Origin of the sequence: Butyrivibrio sp. VCB2006 (assembly GCF_000420945.1) — a bacterium.
GTDB lineage: Bacteria > Bacillota > Clostridia > Lachnospirales > Lachnospiraceae > Butyrivibrio.
On record NZ_ATVX01000026.1, the window covers coordinates 1 to 21,349 of the forward strand.

The 21,349-nt window shown below is 36.8% G+C and carries 19 protein-coding genes and 1 pseudogene; 18 read left to right on the forward strand and 2 right to left on the reverse strand.

Annotation, left to right across the window (positions count from 1 at the left end; translation table 11 throughout):
• Positions 1-141: 141 nt before the first annotated feature.
• The 10 genes from G613_RS0116655 (at position 142) to G613_RS0116700 (ending at position 10,442) form a co-directional block, all read left to right on the forward strand.
• Positions 142-1,512 (forward strand): IS4 family transposase, encoded by a 1,371-nt coding sequence (locus G613_RS0116655; protein WP_029232373.1) that lies wholly within the window; start codon positions 142-144, stop codon positions 1,510-1,512.
• A gap of 255 nt (positions 1,513-1,767) precedes the next feature.
• Positions 1,768-2,097, forward strand: a complete 330-nt coding sequence (locus tag G613_RS0116660; protein WP_155828116.1) for a hypothetical protein — start codon at positions 1,768-1,770, stop codon at positions 2,095-2,097.
• 2 nt (positions 2,098-2,099) lie between these two features.
• A complete protein-coding gene (locus G613_RS0116665) occupies positions 2,100-3,062 on the forward strand; it encodes a glycosyltransferase family 2 protein (RefSeq protein WP_029233683.1) in 963 nt (320 codons plus the stop codon).
• Positions 3,063-3,080: 18 nt separating this feature from the next.
• Positions 3,081-3,536 carry a lasso peptide biosynthesis B2 protein gene (locus G613_RS18920; protein WP_029233684.1) on the forward strand — a complete coding sequence of 152 codons (456 nt, stop codon included), beginning with the start codon at positions 3,081-3,083 and terminating at the stop codon, positions 3,534-3,536.
• 2 nt (positions 3,537-3,538) lie between these two features.
• On the forward strand, positions 3,539-5,233 hold the full coding sequence (locus G613_RS0116675) for an ABC transporter ATP-binding protein (RefSeq protein WP_029233685.1): 1,695 nt from the start codon (positions 3,539-3,541) through the stop codon (positions 5,231-5,233).
• A 26-nt stretch (positions 5,234-5,259) separates the two neighbouring features.
• Positions 5,260-5,952, forward strand: a complete 693-nt coding sequence (locus G613_RS0116680) for a response regulator transcription factor (protein WP_029233686.1) — start codon at positions 5,260-5,262, stop codon at positions 5,950-5,952.
• A gap of 16 nt (positions 5,953-5,968) precedes the next feature.
• A complete protein-coding gene (locus tag G613_RS0116685; RefSeq protein ID WP_029233687.1) occupies positions 5,969-6,787 on the forward strand; it encodes a sensor histidine kinase in 819 nt (272 codons plus the stop codon).
• A gap of 13 nt (positions 6,788-6,800) precedes the next feature.
• Positions 6,801-8,345 carry a lipopolysaccharide biosynthesis protein gene (locus tag G613_RS0116690; RefSeq protein WP_029233688.1) on the forward strand — a complete coding sequence of 515 codons (1,545 nt, stop codon included), beginning with the start codon at positions 6,801-6,803 and terminating at the stop codon, positions 8,343-8,345.
• A 6-nt stretch (positions 8,346-8,351) separates the two neighbouring features.
• Entirely contained in the window at positions 8,352-9,374 is a 1,023-nt protein-coding gene (locus G613_RS0116695; RefSeq protein WP_029233689.1) for a glycosyltransferase family 2 protein, read from the forward strand.
• A 9-nt stretch (positions 9,375-9,383) separates the two neighbouring features.
• Entirely contained in the window at positions 9,384-10,442 is a 1,059-nt protein-coding gene (locus G613_RS0116700) for a polysaccharide pyruvyl transferase family protein (RefSeq protein ID WP_029233690.1), read from the forward strand.
• Between the two features lie 23 nt (positions 10,443-10,465).
• Here G613_RS0116700 and G613_RS0116705 read toward each other — a convergent pair whose 3' ends face one another.
• The gene (locus G613_RS0116705) at positions 10,466-11,737 is read right to left on the reverse strand and encodes a hypothetical protein (protein WP_029233691.1); all 1,272 of its coding nucleotides are present in this window, start codon (positions 11,735-11,737) and stop codon (positions 10,466-10,468) included.
• Complete coding sequence (locus tag G613_RS0116710; RefSeq protein WP_029233692.1) at positions 11,724-12,785, reverse strand: acyltransferase family protein; 1,062 nt, start codon at positions 12,783-12,785, stop codon at positions 11,724-11,726. Before G613_RS0116710 ends, G613_RS0116705 begins: the two co-directional genes overlap by 14 nt.
• 143 nt (positions 12,786-12,928) lie before the next feature.
• Here G613_RS0116710 and G613_RS0116715 point away from each other — a divergent pair, with 143 nt between their 5' ends.
• The 8 genes and pseudogenes from G613_RS0116715 to G613_RS19330 all read left to right on the forward strand — a co-directional run.
• Positions 12,929-13,987 (forward strand): polysaccharide pyruvyl transferase family protein, encoded by a 1,059-nt coding sequence (locus tag G613_RS0116715; RefSeq protein ID WP_029233693.1) that lies wholly within the window; start codon positions 12,929-12,931, stop codon positions 13,985-13,987.
• A gap of 83 nt (positions 13,988-14,070) precedes the next feature.
• Entirely contained in the window at positions 14,071-14,577 is a 507-nt protein-coding gene (locus G613_RS0116720) for an SEC-C metal-binding domain-containing protein (RefSeq protein WP_029233694.1), read from the forward strand.
• Between the two features lie 117 nt (positions 14,578-14,694).
• Positions 14,695-16,578, forward strand: a complete 1,884-nt coding sequence (locus tag G613_RS0116725; RefSeq protein ID WP_029233695.1) for a threonine--tRNA ligase — start codon at positions 14,695-14,697, stop codon at positions 16,576-16,578.
• Positions 16,579-16,686: 108 nt separating this feature from the next.
• Positions 16,687-18,258, forward strand: coding sequence for a hypothetical protein (locus G613_RS0116730; protein ID WP_029233696.1), 1,572 nt, complete (start codon positions 16,687-16,689; stop codon positions 18,256-18,258).
• 31 nt (positions 18,259-18,289) lie between these two features.
• Complete coding sequence (locus G613_RS0116735; RefSeq protein WP_029233697.1) at positions 18,290-18,907, forward strand: hypothetical protein; 618 nt, start codon at positions 18,290-18,292, stop codon at positions 18,905-18,907.
• 46 nt (positions 18,908-18,953) lie between these two features.
• On the forward strand, positions 18,954-19,970 hold the full coding sequence (locus tag G613_RS0116740; RefSeq protein ID WP_029233698.1) for a sugar-transfer associated ATP-grasp domain-containing protein: 1,017 nt from the start codon (positions 18,954-18,956) through the stop codon (positions 19,968-19,970).
• A 22-nt stretch (positions 19,971-19,992) separates the two neighbouring features.
• Positions 19,993-21,015 carry a sugar-transfer associated ATP-grasp domain-containing protein gene (locus tag G613_RS0116745; protein WP_029233699.1) on the forward strand — a complete coding sequence of 341 codons (1,023 nt, stop codon included), beginning with the start codon at positions 19,993-19,995 and terminating at the stop codon, positions 21,013-21,015.
• 176 nt (positions 21,016-21,191) lie between these two features.
• Positions 21,192-21,349, forward strand: a pseudogene (locus G613_RS19330) (IS5/IS1182 family transposase); the annotation flags it as partial.

Here is a 21,349-nt window from a genome sequence, read left to right on the forward strand (position 1 = left end):
TTAATAACTTAAACTTCGCACATAAAAAGTGCGCTAGAACCTTGAAAATTCAATAAAAACCGGCATTTAAAAAGGCGAGAAGCCTCTATATTTGGTATAATTTAAGTACCACCAAAAATCATCCAAAAGGAGACTCACGCCTTGTCTAAAATTATATCACAGAATGACTTCGATTCTAAGCAGAATGCTGATTCAATCAGAATCTTTTTTGAGAGATTCCGAATTTCATCAATACTAAAAGCATCAAATGTCAGGAAGACAAAAGGCATAGCCCCTGCGCAGATACTGATGTATGCCTTTGCGCTGGTTTTCAAAAATAAGTCCATGTACATGGATATGCTTCTTGGCAGCAATACTGCCACTTTTGCAAAGGACACGTACTACCGGTTCATGAAGAGCATCAGTATCAACTGGATTCGCTTTACAACACTTCTTGCATCAAATATATGCAGGGATGTTATTGCTCCTGCAACTTCAGAGGATAGGGTAAATGCCCTCATAGTTGATGACTCAATCTTCTCAAGAGCTTGTTCGAAGAAAGTGGAAATGCTATCCAAAATCTATGATCATGCAAACAAGAAATTTCTTTATGGATTCAGAATGCTCACTCTTGGATGGACTGATGGCAATACATTCCTACCAGTGAACCAGATCCTGCTGTCATCTTCAAACGAGAACAAACTTATCAGCAGCAATGATGTCGACCGCAGGAGCAATGGATTCAAGCGCAGAAAGCTTTCTGTGATGAAGGGTACAGACGCAATGATCGAACTGATCAAAGAAGCCAGAAAAGCTATGATACCTGCTGATTATGTCCTTTTTGATACATGGTTTGCTTCTCCTAAAACACTGACAGCTGTTGAAAGACTCGGTTACGATGTGATTGCAATGATCAAGCGTTCTGACAAAATGTCTTTCATCTACAGAGGCGGGAAGTATACTTTGAAAGAACTCTACAAAATGAACCGCAAGCGTCGTGGCAGATCGAAATATCTTCTCTCTCTGGTAGTTGAAATTCAGAAGGACGACCGCAAGATTCCTGTAAAAATCGTATTTGTTAGAAACAGATCAAACAGAAAGGACTATCTGTGTCTTATCTCAACAGACTACAACATCGATGAAGAGGAGATGATCCGCATTTACTCAAAACGCTGGAAAATCGAGGTGTTTTTTAAGGTATGTAAGAGCTACCTCAAGCTAGCTAATGAGTGCAGATCGCTTTCGTATGATGCAATGACGGCGCATACAGCTGTCGTTTTTGCCAGATACATGATGCTTGCTGTGGATAATAGGGAATCTGAAGATCCTCGCACATTGGGCGAGCTGTTCACTTATTTTGTAGATGAGCTTGCAGATGTCACTTTTGTTCAGGCATTCAGGATGATCATGGAGCTGTTCTCCGATATGATGGCAGAAAGATTTGAGCTTGGAGAAGAAGAAATATCATCAATGATCGATACTTTCATTTCTGCACTGACACCATCCATGCAGCGACAGCTACAGGTTTCATGATGGTACTTAATTGCCAATTTTTATTGAGTTTTCAAGGTTCGAATGCAGTTTTAGAACTGCGAAGTTTCAGTTAATAAGTATTACAAAGGTGGAAAGGAAGCATTTAAGCATTTCAATAAATGGGTAAATGTTAATTATGGAGCAAAGAACAACTTCATGAACCTTACCAAGATGGGGAATTCAAGATTGTCGTCTTTTTATGACACGCACCTTCCATTAGCACATAAAAAAAGTGTGTTTGAAAAGGCATGGAAGATGGAAGATGAAAATCTTGATAAGGTATGCATGAATAGGTTTAGATCTCCTTTGGACTTAAACCACTGGATGATGCGATATTACAATTTGGCGCATGGCAATTTTGAGCCCTTCAATGTAGATAAAATGGGTAAATACTATGATTTCTATAAAATGGAGGATTCACTTGCAGAGATTTGTGATGCTATCAAAACAAAGCAGCGACCTGTATTGGTTATAAATGATACATTGGATACTTCTGATGAAAGCGTTTTTGAAAGTTACAAGACAAAAGTCCAAGAAGCTTTTGAAGTTATACTTCCTGATAAATGTTCATTTGAGAGGAATTAGATATGGAAAAGGGGTTAATAAGCATTATTGTTCCGGCGCATAATGTTGAGAAATATATAGATAAAAGTCTTAGGTCTTTGACAAACCAAACTTATCGCAATTTGCAGATAATTGTCATCGATGATAATTCACCGGACAGGGCAGGTGAGATTGCTGATGAATGGGCTGGTCGTGATAGTAGAATAACAGTTGTTCATAATGAAAAGAATATGGGCCATTCAACAGTAAGGAACGTTGGACTTGATCTTGCAAAGGGAGAATATATAGGCTTTACTGATCCGGATGACTATGTTCATCCGCAGATGTTTGAAAGACTGTTGGAACTGCTAAAAGAAAATGACGCTGATATTTCTTTATGTCTTGAGCAGACATTTGAAGATGGAGAAGAAGAACCTGAACTTGTGTATGAACCCGGGAAAGATATACATATTGAGAGTCATGCGGAATACATAGAGCATTTCATGGACTCTTTTACAGGACCCATAGGTTGGAGCTGGAATAAATTATACAAAGCTGAAGTTCTGAAGAGCATCAGGTATAGAAACTACAAACTTGAAGATATTATATTTCATGCGGAAGCTGCAAAAGGAATAAAGAAAGCAGTTTGGACAGATGATAGATTATATGCTTACAGAATCAGAACCGACAGCATAACCGGAGCCGGAAAGACAGATATCACTATTCCTGCGTCAGAGTCTTTTTGGGCAACATATGAAATGCTTAAATCCGATGAAAAGGACTATGCAGATAGGTTTTTGATTTTTACTCTTGGAAAAATAGCTAATATTTATGCGCAGAGTAAGAGACGCTATGGAAGGGATTCCGCAAATAAGATGCATGAATATTATAGTGTGAAATATAGAGAAAACATCGAAGCAATTAAATGTGCGCCGATAAAAGATAGATTCAAATTATTTTTAGCACGCTATTTTGGTGCTGTTTATTGTTTGATGGCGCATGGATAATGAGGAATTGATTGTATTATGAGTATTATTGCCAGAACATATAGATTTATCAGGTATAACGAGCATAAAGGCGTAACTTTAAAGGCATGGGTTTTATCAGCCTATTATAGACATCAGATGCTATATGAAGATACCAAAAAGCTAAATAGCAAATGGGGAATTGAGGGGAATGAAACTTCTTACGAAGCTACATTGGACGAATATAGATATGCCAAAAAAGTAGCATATGCAGTTAATCAGGTATGTAGCAAGACAAAGTGGGAGAGTAAATGCCTGGTAAGAGCTCTTACAGCACAGCGATTATTAGCTGAAAAGAAAATAGATTCTACGCTGTATCTTGGATGCAAGATGGATGAGAATCAGAAAATGGTGGCTCATGCCTGGATAAGAGTTGGACAGGCATTCGTAACTGGAGGAGATGGCGCCGCTGACGGGTATGCCATAGTTGACAAGTTTAGTGCAAGGATTAAGTAATTATGGGGAAAATTGAGAAATTAAAACGTTATTGGAGTAGACGTAATGATGCAAAGGAATACTTTAAATGGTGCCTTAGCTATACAAAGCCTTACATTCCGCAACTTCTACTGTTAATGTTTTTTGATCTTGGCGCCACACTTTTGTCTGTGGGAATGGCGATAATTGGTAAAGAGATGATTGATAGGGCTGCTGTAGGTAATCTTTCCGATTTATGGAAGATAATAGCGATTTATGTTGTTGTTATTCTTGGGGCTCAGCTTCTTGGAATTATCAGCACTTTGGTTTCTACAGTTGTCTATGAAAAATTTGGATTTGGTATCAGGAAAAAGGTCTATAGAAGAATTCTTGATACATGTTGGATCGATGTATCCAAATACCATACGGGCGATCTGATGACAAGACTTACCAGTGATGTGTCAGCTGTTTCTGATGGTATAGCCAACACAATTCCTACTATCATTAGATTGGTTGTTGAGTTATTGGTAACTTTCTTTACTCTGGCATATTACGATTTAAGGCTTGCATTGTTTGCACTTCTTGTTGCACCTATTGCAATGTTTGCCAGTGTGATTCTTGGAAGAAAACTTAAGTATCTTACTGTGAAAGTTCAGGAAACAGAGTCTAAATATCGTTCATTTATGCAGGAGAGTCTTGCGAACATACTCATAGAGAAATCATTCTGTCTTGAGGACTATTCAGAAGAGAGACTGACGCAGCTTCGAGATGAACGTATTTACTGGGTTTTTAAAAGAAATAGAACCAACATGTATGCTTCCGCAGCCATGGGATTGTCATTCCAACTCGGTTATATTGTGGCATTTGCCTGGGGAGCAATATGCATTGCTAATAAGACAATAACCTATGGTACAATGACAGTTTTCCTTCAGCTTGTAAATAGAATTCAGTCTCCTATTGTTAGTCTTGCGCAGCTTGTACCAAGGCTTATTTCTATGCTGGCCTCAGCAGGTCGAATCATTGAGCTTCAGAATCTTCCTAAGGAAAAGTATGAAGGAAAGGCGATTGAACCTGAGAAGATTGGTGTCAAGGTTGAAACAGTTTCATTTGGCTATACAGATGAACTTGTATTTGATCAGGCTAGTATTGATTTCAAACCAGGTGAGTTTACTGCAATAGTAGGTAAATCCGGAATTGGTAAGACAACATTGGTGCGCTTGATAATGGCGTTTACCAATAAGATGAAGGGAAACATAGAGTTCTACAATGCAAAGGGAGAGACTATCCCAGCTTGCCCAGACGCACGAAACTTTATCGCATATGTTCCTCAGGGAAATACCCTTTTTAGTGGTAGCATCAAAGACAATGTTTTGATGGGGAAAAAAGATGCTACAGATGAGGAAGTGGTCACTGCTCTTAAGAGTGCAGCTGCCTATGACTTTGTTAATGAATTTCCTGACGGAATTGATACTGTTATCGGCGAAAAAGGCGTTGGTATTTCAGAAGGACAGGCGCAGAGAATTGCAATAGCAAGAGCATTAGTCAGAAAGGCTCCGTTCCTTATATTAGACGAAGCTACATCATCTCTTGACGAGAGTACAGAGCTTAGCGTACTTGAAGGAATTAGACGATGGAATCCATCACCTACATGTCTTCTTATAACTCACAGACGATCTGTTTTACAGTATTGTGACCGAGAAATCAAGATAGAGAATAAGAAGATGGTTGTTGCACAGTAAATGTATTTATAAATGAGGGATAAACCATGTACAAAATACTTATGGTGGATGATGACTTTGAGGTTTTACAAATAAATAAAAAATTCTTTGAGGAAAAAGAATGTGAAGTCAGGATATGTAATAAGCCGGCGGAGGCAATGGATATCGTGCAGAAATTCAAACCGGATTGCATCCTTTTGGATGTTATGATGCCCGAGATAGACGGCTATACACTTTGCAGGAAAATCAGGGTGAAAACCGATGTGCCTATTCTTTTCCTGTCAGGAAAAGTATCAGAGGATGACAAAGTGGAAGGCTTTGAAGCCGGTGGGGATGATTATATAGAAAAACCATACAGTCTCAGAGAAGTTTACATGAGAATAGTTGCCAATATCCGCAGAAATTCCCATAAGAATACAGGCAGAAATAATAGCCTGGTGATAGACCTTGGGCAATTTAGTCTTGATAAGGAAAAGCATAAACTTTTTTATGAAGATGAAGAAATAATTATATCTAACAAAGAATACGATTTAATGTTATTTCTGGCTGAAAATGCAAATAAAGAAATTACTTTTGAGGAAATAGGTGTTAGGCTTTGGGGAACCTATATTGAATCTGATCGTAGAAATGTAATGGTAAATGTTTCAAGGCTTCGTAAGAAGATTCAGGACAAAACAGGAGTAGATAATTTAATAGAAACTGTGTGGTCTAAGGGGTATAAACTTATCAAACACAATTAGTGACAACGAGGGAAAGATGACAGAAAAGAAAAGATTTGAACAACCAAGTGTAGATACAGATACTGTTGCGGAGCTTTCCAAAAAACTACTGGAAGCCAATGTAAAACTAAAAGAGGCTGAAAATCAGCGAAGGATGATGCTTGAAAATATATCACATGATCTAAGGGCACCGCTAACAGCAATACGCAGTTCCATCGATTGTCTTAAACAGATGCATGATGCGGGTAAGTTTATTCAGGATAGTGAAGAGGCTGAAGCGTTGCAGATGCTAAGACTTCTCGACAGTAGAACCAAGAATTTGGAAGTGCTGATTCAAGATTTATATTACCTGACCAGACTTGAAAATGGCAGTGAAGATTTGGAACTTACAGATATTTCTATTGTGCAGTTTCTGGAAGAGTACTTTTTTTCTGCAGAAATTGATGATAGATACAAAGATAGAAATATGGTACTCGAGATATCAGATAGTGACGAGGCTAAAGTCAAAGCAGATGTGAATAAGCTCAGTAGAGTTTTAGATAATCTGTTCACTAATGCACAGAAATATTCTGATAAGGGAGATGATATTGTACTTGGGGCAAACGTTAGGAATAATATGTTTGTGTTTTATGTAAAAGACACTGGAAGAGGCATTCCCCAAGATGCTATAGGACATATTTTTGATAGGACATACAGAGTATCTGAGGCAAGGACTCCATCAGGGGAAGTTAGTAGTGGCTTGGGACTTTCAATAGCCAAAAATATAATTGAACAGCTGGGAGGTAATATTTACTGCGAAAGCTGTGTTGGAGAAGGAAGCTGCTTTTTTGTTGAGCTTCCAATAATAGGAGAATGAGGTTAGTTTTATAATGAGTGATAGTAGAGCAAAAAGATCGGCGCAGAATGCGGCCACGGGATTTGTATATCATTTTTCTGGCATGCTTCTAAGTTTTATTAGACGTACTGTTTTTATACATACATTGGGAAATGAGTATCTAGGATTAAATGGTATCTTTTCTGATGTACTCAATCTTTTGTCGATGGCAGATTTGGGATTTTCCACAGCTATGGCTTACAGCTTTTACAAGCCACTAGCTGAAAAAGATGAGGAGAAGATAGCATCTCTAATAGCGTTCTATAAGAGAATATACAATGTTATAGCACTTGTTGTTTTATGTCTTGGACTATGCTGTGTTCCTTTTCTTAGATTAATAATAAATACTGAGCGAGACATTCCATACCTGGAAGTTTATTATCTTTTTTCGCTGGCTAATACAGTAATGTCTTACTTATTTGTTTATAAGACTACACTTTTAACTGCGGATCAGAAAGATTATAAGGTTGTAAGAATAAGAAATATTACACAGTGGATAAGATCAATTGTCAGGATAATAGTTCTATTAGTATATCAGAACTACATCATATATCTCGCAATAGGTACAGTATCTGTATTGTTCAATAACCTTGTTGCGTCCAGAACTGCAGAAAAAGAGTATCCTTATATAAAACACATTAAAGGAAAAATTAGCAGTGATATAGACATTCGAAAGAAAATTGTTGAAAATATGAAGTCTGTGTTTATTTATAAGGCTTCTGGAACGTTGTTTACTGCTACGGATAACGTTATTATTTCCAAAGTAATTAGCACTGCTACAGTAGGACTATACTCTAATTACTTGATGCTAAGTAGTAAATTACTTTTAATTGAACAGATAATATTTACATCTATGACAGCGAGCATAGGAAATGTTATTGCCAAAGAAAATTCCAAGAAAAGATATGAGGTTTTTCAGGCACTTCAGTCAGCCAGCTTTATCTTCTGCGGTATTATTACTGGACTGTTCTGTGTAATGGCTAATGATGTTATTTATGTGTGGCTTGGAGAAAAGTATCAGCTATCAGAACTGGTTGTTATTGCTATAACCGGAAATGCATACTTATCCTGTGTGCTTTTGCCTTTGTGGATATATAGAGATGCAACCGGACTATATCTTCGAACTAAATATTTGATGTTGTTAGGTGCAATTGAAAATATTGTTTTGTCCATAATATTAGGTCATGTTATAGGACTTGCAGGAGTCATTTTTGCTTCAGCTATAGCAAGGTTAACGTCCTATTGCTGGTATGAGCCAAAACTTCTTTTTGAGGAGTATTTTGATAGAAGCCCCAAATATTACTTCTTGGGTATAATAAAGCATATTTCGTTGATTGCAGCGGTTATCTTTGTGTTAAAGACTGCGTGGAGATTCTATCCTGTAACGGGAGTGCTTTCTCTTTTGGTTAAGGGCATTTCAACTGGAATTATTTGTTGTGTTATATTTTTTGTTGCGTACATAAGAACTGAAGGTGCCAAAACAATAATCAATAAGGTTAATCAGGTTGTTGGGAAGGTTAGGGCATCAAGACAGAGGTAATACTTGATGAATGATAGTAAAGTAAGTATCGTTGTAGCTGTTTATAATGGCGAACCATATATAGATGATTGCGTCAAAGGCATATTATCTCAGACTTATGAGAATATTGAATGCATCATGGTAGATGATGGAAGCACTGACAAAAGTGGAATAATGCTAGATGAGTATTCTAAGAAAGATGCAAGAATTAGGGTTGTACACCAGGCTAATGGGGGCCTCAGTGCTGCACGAAATGCAGGCACCAAAGCTGCAACAGGAGAGTACATTGTTTTTTTTGACGTGGATGATACTGTTACTGATAAAGTTATAGAGGACAATGTTAGTTTGGCTATAGCAAATAATGCTGATGTGGTGATGTTTGGCTTTTGGTATTATAACGTAGATACGGATGTGAAAACACCAAATCATATGCCACTGATGTTTGTTGGTGGGGCTAAGGATTATTTTGACAATTATCTAATAACATCTATAGATCATGAAGTATTTAATGCGCCTTGGAATAAGCTATACAAGATGTCATTTTTACAGGAAAATGGACTTCATTTCTATGAAGAATATCCTATATACGAAGATATTATTTTTGCTTCTAAGATGTTTCAATACGCCGACAAAATAGTTGTAAATAATAAGCTATATTATACATATTATGTAAAAAGCTCAGGAAGTCTTATCACCAAATTTGTCGATGGGTATTTCGATTCTGTTACAAGATTCTATCGTAATGCTATTGATTATTGCAATTTATACCAGGATAATTTCAGGCAGAAAAAAAGATTTAGTTCTATGTACTTAAGACTAGTAACAACTAATCTAAAACAGATTAGCTGTAAAAAAAGCTTATCGCTAAATGAAAAGCTTCGTAGAATAAAGACTATTTGTGATTCTGAGGATATAGAAAAAGCATTGGAGCTTTCCAACACATCGGGAAAGAGAAGAGTGATTCTAAGGCTTATTCAATTAAAACAATACTGTCTTATATGTTTTTTGTACAATATAAAAAACGTAATAGATGGTAAGAAAATGAGTTAAAGGTGATTTATGGGAAAAAAAGTGTTTCATAAGCTTTTGAATAAGCTTCATTTATACAGATATGTAAGTTTTCACAACGGGAGAAAGGATTTAAATAGCTATAGGGCAAATGGGGAAAAAAGAGTTTTTCTGATGATGCTTCCAGACTATGGTAATATCGGTGACTTGGCTATTGCATATGCTACAGAGAAGTATCTAGGAGATAATTTTCAAGATTATGAAGTTGAGAGAATATCCCTTTCGAGGTGTTTTACATGTTCTGGCGCGATTACCAGAGGAATAACCAAAGAAGACGTAATTGTTTTACAGGGAGGAGGGAACTTTGGAAGCTTATATGCCTATATTGATGGTATAAGGAGATTTATTGTAAAACATTTTCCAGATAATAAAATAATAGTCTTTCCTGTATCAATAAACTACCAAGATACAAAGAGCGGAAAAAAAGCTTTAGCAGAAGCAAAGGCAATATATAACAAGCATAAGGACATGACCATAGTTTCAAGAGACAAGGATTCTTTTGAGTTTTCAAGCAAGCATTTTTCAAATTGTAAAAATGTCCTATCACCGGATATGGTTTATTATTTGTGGAATGAAGACACTAAACCTTTGGATGAGCGCGCAGGAATTGATATCTGCATGCGATGCGATCCTGAACATAACGGTAACGTAGATAGAACAGCTATTGTAAAAGCAATTGGATCTAATTATCAGAATTATAAGCTGATAGATACACAGATTGCCAGAAATGTCCCGGACGAAATGAGAGATGAAGAAGTATTATCAATGATTAGAGAAATCTCTTCAGCAAGAATCGTAGTTACAGACAGACTTCATGGAATGGTTTTGTCTGTGATAACTGGGACACCGGTAGTGGTAATGCCTTCAGTGGATAATAAAGTGTATGGAACATACGAGTGGATAAAAAGTCTTAATTCTGTTAAGTTCTGTGAGAATTCAAGTCCGGAAAATGTCTTGAGGTGTATTGCTGAACTCATGGCAATAGACAAGGCAGATTATCAGGATATGAAAAAAATGTATTTTGATGATTTTAGAGCAAAAATATTGTGAGAAATGAAGAAAGGACCACTGCATTAGTGCAGTAGTCCTTTTATTTTGCGTATGACTTTTTTTGCTCTTGGGTGGCTGTATTTTGCTTTTATATAAGCTCGTAAATCATCTGCATATTTATTAAAATCATAGTTTATAAACGGTTTGTACCATTCGACATTAGGAATGATGTTTTCATTTTCTTGCATTAGTCTCTGTGTTGGCTCAAAATATCTGTGTATTTTTTGGTAATCAAGTATGAGGTCTTTTGTTTCCAGTCTGGAAATAAAATCATCAACACAATCTTTATTCCATGTAAATCCAAAGTCTGATGGATTTCCGCCTGCCGCTGCAATCTGAAAGATTGTTCTATAACATTTTTCACAACGACAACAGTTATGGCCACCTGAAGAAAGAAAGCATACATGGACCTTAGATGCCCGATTATGATTATACTTTTGATCAACCAGAAAAGATATTTTCTGTTGACGATTCATGTCATAGCTATCATGAATAACCTTAGAAGAAACATATTTAATATGATTGTCGATTAGTGGATCACTGGCACAAGTATATGTTCCTTTAAGCGTTTCTGTAAAAGATGATGCGATATAAACGGTCTCAATTCCATAATAGTACGATGCAAGTGCTGCGTGAGAGATTATGCCAATACCATGATGAAAACCATGCCACCATCTATCCTTAGAGGGTTCAAGATATTCAATCATGGAACCTTCATCAAATATTTTCCTGAATTCTGAGGATATGAACACAGTATCTAAATCGTAATTTAGAGCAGCTTGTTTGGCCATATTAAATATCTGACTAATTCCACTCAGGTCATCTAGCTTTACATCAGCTCCGGCTAGTGTAATAAGTAATGGCTTTTCTTCAATGTGCCTGATGAGTGTTGTGTAAGCATCTACACCACCACTAAAGAAGGCAGCGGCTTTATGCTTGCTTGTGGGGTGTGGGACTGATTCAAGTTTTTCTGCATGAACTCTTCCGGCAAAGTTCATCATGGGGTACATTTCCTTATAACCGCCACGTACTTCATCTATGCAATTCATAAAGGTTTCATCGATGGAATTAACATAAAGATCCGCATCAAATAAAAATATAAAGGGAAGAAAATTACCGACAAATGGGATGACACAAATACTATCGGGTATTTCTTCTACGTCGAAAGAATAAGTAATTGCAAAATTTCTTTTATCAGTTAAGTATTTAGTACATTCGCCACTTGCAGAATACTCTACATTAACAGTGTTATTTGTCTTGGCAATGGAGAGAATTCGAATTTTATTTTGGGACATGTTTGTTACCTCTTTTGATAATGTAAAAAGAAAAAAGCGATGGAATAATTAGTCCGCTTAGTACATATAAGGGCCATAGGTATTGTGGATAGCTATTATTCATTATTACGGGAATATCAAATATATGACTACTATTAATGCTAAACATTCGAACTATTAAGTAACTGACAGGTTTGAAAGCTAAAAAGTGCAGTGCCATAATTTCGAGAGAGCATTGTCCAAGTAATCTTAATACTCGAGATTTACTAACTACCGTTATTTGGGATAAAGAAAATACAAATATTATCCCTAATATCATTTCCAAGTATGCTAGAGGAATATTGCTTCTAAAGGCCAAGCCTACAGAAAAGATGCTAGATATAATGATTGTGCATAAAAAGGAAATAGCTGCTGTTAGAGTTACGTGTTTGGTGACATAGGTATTAATGTTGAATCGTTTATATAGAATTCCTAAATAAAAAATGATCAGATATCGGAATCCATCATATGCGTTAAATGTAGTGGGAACAATGCCGGTGAGACTTGTAAGAGTGCAAGCAATTACAAGAATTGTGTTGAGCAGATATCGGTATTGCCCATTTTTAAGGCGGGATGACACAGAGTCAATTAGCACATAAATGACTGTCATAACAATAAGTGCTCTTAAAAACCACATTGGACCGCCTAAGGGCTGAATTTTACCTAGTATAACAGTTAACAGGCCTTTGGCAATGGATCGTATAGTATAATCATAGCTTGAATCTAACAGATTATTTTGGATAAGATCCAAAACATAGAAAAATAAGTTATAAGCTACATACGGAATATAATAAGCTTTGATTTTCTTGATGATTGTTTTAACCGGAAAGGAGGCATATTCTTCCTTATACAGAAAACCATTTATGAAAAAAAAGGTTGGAACGGCAAATGATGCCATCCAATTAAGAAAAATAGGGTGAGAGACTTGAAAAACATTGTGATTATTTGTTACCGCGTGCATGCACACAACTAGAATGATAGCTATGCCTTTTGCTACATCAATGTGATCTATCCTCTTAGGAGCTTCCATTTTGCCAGCCCTTTCACTTATTTGTACTAAAAACCACAAAAACTATAGCATAGTAGTAAGTGTTGTTCAACATAATATTAAGTATAAAACTTGATTATTATATGTGCGTTTGATAGTATTTATTACGTTTGGGGAGGGAAAATATGTCTGCTATAAAGAGTTATATTAAAAAGTTAGATGTTTCTTTAAAAAAGAAGTACATAAAGAATAATTTCAAGGACTTAGATTTTGTTCTCGTATGTACACCAAGACACGGGAATGTTGGGGATCAGGCTATTACGTTGGCAGAAATGAATTTTATTAATTCGCGTTTCCCCAAAGCAAAGTGGAAAGAAATCATGGCATATGAGCTGTGGAGATATATGGATGTATATAAGACTGTAATATCCAAAGAGACGGTTATCGTAGTTCATGGTGGGGGATTTTTAGGAACAATTTGGTTGAATGAAGAAAACTTAGTAAGACTACTGCTTCAAAGTTTTCCAGAAAATAAAGTAATCATTATGCCACAAACTATTTTTTATGAAGATAGTTCCGAGGGCAATGCGGAATTGACAATATCTCAGAGAATATATAGAGAACATCAGGGCGAAATCACTATGTTTCTTAGAGATAAGGCGTCATATGATTTTGCATGTGAAAACTTTGATGGGGTAGATAATAAGTATTATGTGCCGGACATGGTATTTTCTCTAAAACCGGAACTGAAATGCATAAGAGGGAATGCAGCTTTGATGTGTTTTAGATCCGACAGAGAAAAGGTCTTCGATAATAGCTTGATTGATAATATTAAGAGCATTGTGTCCCAAAAAGGAATTATGCAATCGGATACGGACACCGTGATCGGAAAAAGAGTATATTCTAGAGATAGAGAAGATGTGGTTGAAAGCAAACTCGTAGAATTTGCTATTTCAAGATTTGTTATAACAGATAGACTTCATGGCATGATTATGTGTGCTATTACAGGTACACCTTGTTTGGCAGTGGATAATCTTAGCCATAAAGTAAGTGGCGGCTATGATTGGATCAAAAAACTACCATATATCAAGGTTGCCGATTCTAAGTGCGATATTGGACGAGAGATAGATGAACTAATATCTATATCTGAAAATGAATGGACATACGACAATAGTTTCCTTAATGACGAGTATGACAAAATTGAAGCGGAGCTAAAGAGACTTTTGGGTATGTTTACATCCTAATAGAAATATATTAAAATATTGCATACGTGCATATAAAATACATGTAAATTAAATTTTTTAATATAAGAAATGGAGTATTATTTATGGCATTATTACAAGAGTGGCGTGACAAAGCCTATTCTGAGACAGCCAATAAGGGCGATCTTCAGAGATTATGGACAGATTATTTTCAGAAGGAACGCGATATTTACGCACAGCTTCTCAAGAATCCTGACGAGGTAGTTACAGGCACAGTTAAGGGCCTTGCTGAGAAATACGGCGTTGAGCTTATGTATATGGTTGGATTCCTTGATGGTATCAATGACTCACTTAAGGAGCAGAATCCAATTGACGATATGACAGAGGACACAGAGGTTAACCTTGGCTTTGACAAGGAGCTTCTTTACAAGAACATGGTAGCAGCTGGTGCAGACTGGCTCTATGGCCTTGAGGAGTGGAAGTCAATCTTCGATGAGGATAAGCTTAAAGAGCTTTACAAGGAAGAGAAGGCTTCTCACACAGTAAGAAAAGAGAACAAGGTATATCCTAACGATCCATGCCCATGCGGAAGTGGTAAGAAGTACAAGAAGTGCCACGGCAAAAATGCTTAAGCATCATATGATACAGAGATAATAAATTGGCATCATGAAAAAGTGATGCCATTTATTGTGATAAATTAACTTTTTTATAGCGCATTACCCGGTAGGTATTGCAAGAAAGGACACAAAATGAATAAAGAAGAGTTTTTAGAAGTTTACCGCCATTCAATGGCACACGTACTGGCTAAGGCTGTTATTGAGCTTTATGGCAAGGAAGTTCAGTATGCAATCGGACCTCAGATCGATGATGGTTGCTACTATGATTTTGTTCTTCCTAAGGCTGTAACTCAGGAGGATTTCAAGACCATCGAAGATAAGATGCGTGAAATCATCAAGAGAAGAGAAGATTGGACACGTAAAGAGGTTTCAAAGTCGGAAGCACTTGAAATGTTCAAGGATCAGAAGTTCAAGACAGAGCTTATTAATGACCTTCCAGAGGATGAGATCATCACAGTTTATTATACAGGTGAGGACTATGTGGATCTTTGCCGCGGACCTCACGTTGAGAATTCTCAAGAGCTTATGAACGTATCATACCAGGTTAAATCTGTATCTGGTGCATACTGGAGAGGCGATGAGAAGAGGGATCAGCTTTCAAGAATTTATCTTTATGCTTTCCCAAGCAAGGATGAGCTCAAGAAGCACATTAAGATGATTCAGGAAGCACTTGAGAGAGATCACAAGAAAATCGGTGCAGAGCTTGATCTTTTCATGTTTGATGAGACAGCTCCTGGTATGCCATATTGGCTTCCAAGAGGATGGAAGATGTACCAGGCACTTCTTAAATACTCAAGAGAAGTACAGGAGAGACATGGTTACACTGAAATCGCAGCTCCTCTTGTTAACAACAAGAAGCTTTGGCTTATTAGTGGACACTGGGCTCACTATGTAAACAACATGTTCATGGTTCCAGGCGTATCAGGCTGGCTTAAGGCTGACGCTGAGATTCCTGGCGTACTTGAGAACAACAACGATCCAACAGAGGAACCCAAGAATATCAAGATTCAGGCTGGTTCTGTAATCTACAATCGTGAGCAGAATGACACAATGGCAGCTAAGCCTATGAACTGTCCTAATGCCATGATGACATATAAGAGAACAAATCATTCTTACAAAGAGCTCCCTATCCGTTACAGTGAGTACGATGTACTTCACCGTAAGGAGAAGTCTGGACAGATGAACGGCCTTTTCCGTGTTCAGGAGTTCCGTCAGGATGATGACCATACATTCGTAATGGAATCACAGATCAAGGAAGAGATTGCTGACGTAATTGCAATCGCTGACGAGATCTATTCAACATTCGGTGTTACATACAGAGCTGAGTTCTCAACAAGACCTGAGGACTTCATGGGTGACATCGAGGTATGGAACAGAGCTGAGGCTGCTCTTAAGGAAATCCTTGATGAGAAGTACGGCGAAGGTGGCTACGAGATCAATGAGGGTGATGGTGCTTTCTATGGCCCTAAGATTGACCTTCAGATCAAGGACGCTCTTGGAAGAGAGTGGCAGTGCGGTACAGTACAGCTTGACTTCCAGCTTCCTCACAACTTTGGCCTTACATACCAGGCTCAGGATGGTTCAATGCAGATGCCTGTAGTTATTCACAGAGCTATCTACGGATCACTTGAGAGATTTATTGGTATCATCATCGAGAACTTCAAGGGTGTATTCCCATTCTGGCTCAGCCCATATCAGGTAGGTATCGTTCCTATTCGTCTTGAGCATAACGAGTATGCCAAGAAGGTTGAAAAGGCTCTTATGGATGCAGGGGTTCGTGTTGAAGCAGATTACTCTGACAACAACATGAAGGAGAAGATCAAGAAGTACAAGAACTACAAGGATCCATACATTCTTGTAATTGGTGATAAAGAAGCTGCTGAGGGAACAGTATCAATCAATGTACGTGGTTCTAACAAGCAGATCCAGAACGTTCCTCTTGAGGCACTTGTTGAAATGTGCAAGCAGATGAACGAAGAGCATTCTCTTGAGCTTATTGACAGCTACGAGGCTTAAGAATAGGAGTTTATTAGCATAGTGTCTTATAAAAGGCACTATGCTTATTTTGGTATATTATTACTTACACTGAAACAAAAATATGAGGGATTCTAAATAAAAGTTGTTATGGGTATGTTTAGCAGCATAAAGAAAAATAAAGAAGTTGTATTTGTTATCATGTTTATTATGGGGGTGTGCCTGTTTTGGGGAGTTAAAAAGGCAGACTTTTTTTGTGATGAACTATATACTTTCGGACTTTCAAATGGATACTTTACCCCGTTCATTTCTGATGTCACTGGTGGCGATATGGCTTGGAAAGAGTATTCCGGTGGCGATTTTTGGGATTATTTAACGGTTGGTAAAGATGATAGATTCGCATATGATTCCGTTATTTATAACCAAAGTAAAGATGTTCATCCGCCTCTGCATTATATGATCTTGCACACTTTATGTTCTTTCTTTCCAGGCTTTTTTTCTAAATGGCTAGGGCTTATCCCTAATATGATATTTTACATATTTACATTAGTGGCATTATACCAACTGAATCTGTCTATATTTGGAAAAAAGAAGTATGGAATTGCTTCCGTAGTATTGTATGGATTGGGTATAGGCGGCATTACAACCGTTATGATGATACGTATGTACATGCTAATGACAATGTTGACTGTTTTTCTTGCATTGATAGCTGTAAAGCTAGTGAACAGTACAAAAGGAATTATTTTGAATTACTTTTGTTTGGCTATTATCTTGTTTTTAGGAGTGATGACACAATACTTCTTTGTCTTTTATGCCTTTTTTCTATGTGCCTTTCTTGTTATAGACTTATTTTTTGAAAAAAGGTATTTGGATGTTGTTCGAAGTATACTGTCTGCTGTGTGCGGAGCATTGGCATTTGCAGCTTTTTATTTTACAAATTTGAATAATGCTACAAATCAGGGAAAAGGTGGAGAGTCCTTTGGGAATCTTTTCCGAGTTTCAAATCTGATTAAAACTGCTAAGATAACTAAAGAAGTAGTTAAGTACTTCCCTATTGCGACAATTTTGCTGACGTTGGTTATAGTATTATTGGTAATTGGAATACCTAAGATCCGAAAGAAATTTCGCTTTGAAAATGAGGATAAGCTGGCATTTTTAGTCATCATGCCTGCAGTTATTGCCTTTATGTTAATTACCATGGCTATTGAAATACTTGATCTTCGATATGTTTATTCCTTGATTCCGGTGTTATTATGCTTGTTCACATGGCTATGGGCAATTTATGATAGAGCTATCGGGGAAATAAATCTAAAAATGCCAATGGTAATTTTAATAATGCTGGCATCTATAGTAGTGATGGCATGGACTAACCCCAAGTGGGTTTATGCTCCTAATGAAGGAAAATATGATGTGCTCCGTGAGTTAGATGACTCTGAATGTATTTATCTTACAGATAATAATAGTACTGCACCTAGAGCTACACAGGATATATGCCAACTGGCTGAGTTTGATAATGTCTTTTTTGTCGATAACTTGGAAGATGAAAGGATTGAAGCGTTTATTGATGGAAAAGCGGGAAAAGAGTTTGTATTATATCTAAAAAGGGGCGAGCGAGCTGAGGATGACATAATTGCTGAGAAATTTGAGAATAACTATGGATTTGCAAATTGCAGTTTGTTGTATACTACTGATTGGTCGCGAGTGTATAGATTAAGCTATTAGTGTATTTGAAGAACTAATTGATTGAGGGAAAATGAAAATAAAAGGTATTAGAAAACATAATATTGAAGTATGGATAAAGAGTGCCCTGGGAGCAGTAATAATTGCTATGGTTCTTTGTCTGGGGAAAAGCTTGGCTTACGCGAATGAAGACGTTAAAGAGGCTTTGATGTGTACGATAACAATTCCACCGGATTTTAAGCCTGAAAAAGAAAAGGGATTATTTGTTAATGTTAACTATCCTATGGAATCATCAATTATTCGTTTCAATGCATATGACAACGGAAAAGATAAGGTATTGACGAATAGAGAAAAAATAGCGCTGGAAGAGTCAGGTGGAAATACAGATATTTCGGATCCGACAAAGCTTACGAAGGATTCTTATGAAGAATTAATGTCATCTGCTTATAATTCTGAGTATGGTTTAGATGTAGGTTATAAAGTAAGTTCTTTTGAAAAGTCAGTGTTTGATGGGCATCCAGGATTTATTATTTCTGGGAATTATCAGGCACCTGAGGAGGAGAGAATTTATCAGACGACATACATTATAGTATCCAAATATCGGGTTTTTACAATAACACTTCAAAGAGCAGAGGACGATGATTGTCAGGAACTGTTTGATTATATTTCTTCTACAATCTCTGTTTCCTGAGTTTTATAAGTAATAATGCAATACGTATGGAAAGAAGATTTTTGAAATGAATTGGAGACTTTCATATATAAGATTTAGGCTGAAGCATATAGTTAGTAAGAAAAGCTATCTTATGTGGAAATATAGGGAACTTGTTGGAACCTCAAAAGCCTGTAATAATTCCCTTTGGACGAAAGTAGATTACATTTTAGCCAATGCTATGTTTGGGGTCGAACCCGAAGATTATTTTCGATTTTGCTTATACACTAGTCATAATCCATTTTATCGTAATCATTTAGTTACTAGGCAGAGACTAAATTTTTCAAAAAGTAAATTAAATGATAAGAGTGCTGTGGAATTGTTCTCCAGTAAAGCTATATTTGACGAGGCTTATGGCAATTATCTTGGAAGAAAATGGTGTTTGCTTGATTCTAAAACTGCCGATGAATTTGTTGATATGTTTTCCAATCCGGATGGGTTCGTAATATGCAAACCTCTTGACGGATATGGCGGTAAGGGCATTTTGAAAATACCTTCAGATAAGGAGGCGCTGTGGAAGCTGTTTCAGGATTTAGAGGGCAAACGTGATAAATATATTGTTGAAGAATACTATGAACAAAAAGGATTGCTGCATGAGATAAATCCGTCGTCATTGAATACGATTCGTGTTACTACCTTAAAAATCGGTAATAACATCGAGGTTGTTTATGCATATTTAAGAGCCGGTGGAAAAGGAAGTATAGTCGATAATCTTCATTCCGGTGGTGTGAGTTATACGATAGATATTAAAAATGGACTGATTCTCCCAGGCGTTACATATTCGGAATGTGGAATAATTAGACATCCTTCTTCAGGAGTTACTGTAGCTGGTAATATAATACCAAATTGGGAAAAAATTATTGAATATGCAATAGAGCTGCATCGTCATGCACCTGAAGGGGCGAGATTAATAGGATGGGATATATGTATTAGTGATAATGATTTGCTGGTTATAGAGGCTAATACTGGACCGGGATTCCCAGCTGATGTTGACTTTACACATAATACTTGGGAAAAAATGCGAAAAGCCTTAGATGCTATATAATACGGGATAAAATGGAGGATATATGAAAATGAATTGGAAATATGACTATTATAAATTGATGATAACAAGATTGTTTAAGGGCAGATTTTTGAACCGCGGAGATTATAATACAATGGTAGCTGAATCTACCAGTTGTAAAAACACTCTTCTAAATAAATTAGATTACATACTTGCCAATGTTGCGTTTGGAGTACAACCTGGAGATTATTTTATATATGAGCTATATAAATATCGCAACCCATTCTATAGGAATCATAATGTAAATAGGACAAGATTGATTTTTATGAGAAGCCGTTTGAATGATCAGACTTCAACGGACTTTTTGACTTCAAAGCCGGATTTTTATAATGCTTATAATGAATATCTTGGGAGAAAATGGTGTTGTGTTGATGATGTGTCAGAAGAGGAGTTTATAAAAAGACTGTCATCTGCTAATGGACACGTTTTTGTTAAACCAATCGGTGGCTATGGCGGAGAAGGTGCAAGAAAAGTATCGGCTGATGAAAACGAATTAAGAAAACTGTACAGAGAATTATCTGACTCAGAAGATAAATATTTAGTTGAAGAGTATTATGAACAGAAAGGTTTTTTCCATGATGTAAATCCTTCTTCTCTTAATACTATAAGGATGATTACCCTTAAATGCGACGATAAAATTGAGCTTGTGTATGCTTTTCTGAGAGTTGGAATGGCAGATAGTATTGTTGATAATCTTCACTCAGGTGGCTTGAGCTATGTTATAGATATAAAAAATGGTGAAATATTGAAAGGAGTTAATTATCGTACTAATGAAGTAGAAATTCATCCATCTACAAATACTAAAGTGACAGGGCATATTATTCCAAATTGGGAAAGTGTTGTAGATTTTACTGTTAAGCTTCATAAGATGGCGCCTGAAGGCGCTCATATGATTGGGTGGGACATATGTGTAAGTGATGATGAGATAATAGTCATAGAAGGTAATGCAAGTCCGGCATTTTTACGTGACGTACGTTTTTCTGATAATACATGGAAGAAACTTGGTAAAGCCATGTCGGCAATATGATCATATTAAAAGCCATAGCGAAGAATGCTATGGCTTCAGACTGTAGACAAAGTCCACGGCATTTGCCGTGGATTTTTCTTTATAAAAGTGCCGAAAACCCAGTATTTATCTGGGCTTGAGGCACTTTTTCTGGTATAATAGAAGTATCAAAGTTGGGGATGGGGATTGCCTTTATGATGACTTCTAATACCGAAAGAAAGCGTGAACAAATGCAGTTTGTGAGCATGGACGATCTGGTTCCACAGGACCACATGCTCAGGCTTATTGATAAAGCCATCGACTGGTCATTCATATATGATCTTGTTGAAAATAAGTATTCTTCAGACATGGGCAG

What these genes read in the sequence shown, in the direction of transcription:
- G613_RS0116660 (WP_155828116.1), top strand. Translation starts at nt 1,768, where the DNA reads ATGGAAGATGAAAATCTTGATAAGGTATGCATGAATAGGTTTAGATCT.
- G613_RS0116665 (WP_029233683.1), top strand. Translation starts at nt 2,100, where the DNA reads ATGGAAAAGGGGTTAATAAGCATTATTGTTCCGGCGCATAATGTTGAG.
- G613_RS18920 (WP_029233684.1), top strand. Translation starts at nt 3,081, where the DNA reads ATGAGTATTATTGCCAGAACATATAGATTTATCAGGTATAACGAGCAT.
- G613_RS0116675 (WP_029233685.1), top strand. Translation starts at nt 3,539, where the DNA reads ATGGGGAAAATTGAGAAATTAAAACGTTATTGGAGTAGACGTAATGAT.
- G613_RS0116680 (WP_029233686.1), top strand. Translation starts at nt 5,260, where the DNA reads ATGTACAAAATACTTATGGTGGATGATGACTTTGAGGTTTTACAAATA.
- G613_RS0116685 (WP_029233687.1), top strand. Translation starts at nt 5,969, where the DNA reads ATGACAGAAAAGAAAAGATTTGAACAACCAAGTGTAGATACAGATACT.
- G613_RS0116690 (WP_029233688.1), top strand. Translation starts at nt 6,801, where the DNA reads ATGAGTGATAGTAGAGCAAAAAGATCGGCGCAGAATGCGGCCACGGGA.
- G613_RS0116695 (WP_029233689.1), top strand. Translation starts at nt 8,352, where the DNA reads ATGAATGATAGTAAAGTAAGTATCGTTGTAGCTGTTTATAATGGCGAA.
- G613_RS0116700 (WP_029233690.1), top strand. Translation starts at nt 9,384, where the DNA reads ATGGGAAAAAAAGTGTTTCATAAGCTTTTGAATAAGCTTCATTTATAC.
- G613_RS0116705 (WP_029233691.1), bottom strand. Translation starts at nt 11,737, where the DNA reads ATGTCCCAAAATAAAATTCGAATTCTCTCCATTGCCAAGACAAATAAC.
- G613_RS0116710 (WP_029233692.1), bottom strand. Translation starts at nt 12,785, where the DNA reads ATGGAAGCTCCTAAGAGGATAGATCACATTGATGTAGCAAAAGGCATA.
- G613_RS0116715 (WP_029233693.1), top strand. Translation starts at nt 12,929, where the DNA reads ATGTCTGCTATAAAGAGTTATATTAAAAAGTTAGATGTTTCTTTAAAA.
- G613_RS0116720 (WP_029233694.1), top strand. Translation starts at nt 14,071, where the DNA reads ATGGCATTATTACAAGAGTGGCGTGACAAAGCCTATTCTGAGACAGCC.
- G613_RS0116725 (WP_029233695.1), top strand. Translation starts at nt 14,695, where the DNA reads ATGAATAAAGAAGAGTTTTTAGAAGTTTACCGCCATTCAATGGCACAC.
- G613_RS0116730 (WP_029233696.1), top strand. Translation starts at nt 16,687, where the DNA reads ATGGGTATGTTTAGCAGCATAAAGAAAAATAAAGAAGTTGTATTTGTT.
- G613_RS0116735 (WP_029233697.1), top strand. Translation starts at nt 18,290, where the DNA reads ATGAAAATAAAAGGTATTAGAAAACATAATATTGAAGTATGGATAAAG.
- G613_RS0116740 (WP_029233698.1), top strand. Translation starts at nt 18,954, where the DNA reads ATGAATTGGAGACTTTCATATATAAGATTTAGGCTGAAGCATATAGTT.
- G613_RS0116745 (WP_029233699.1), top strand. Translation starts at nt 19,993, where the DNA reads ATGAAAATGAATTGGAAATATGACTATTATAAATTGATGATAACAAGA.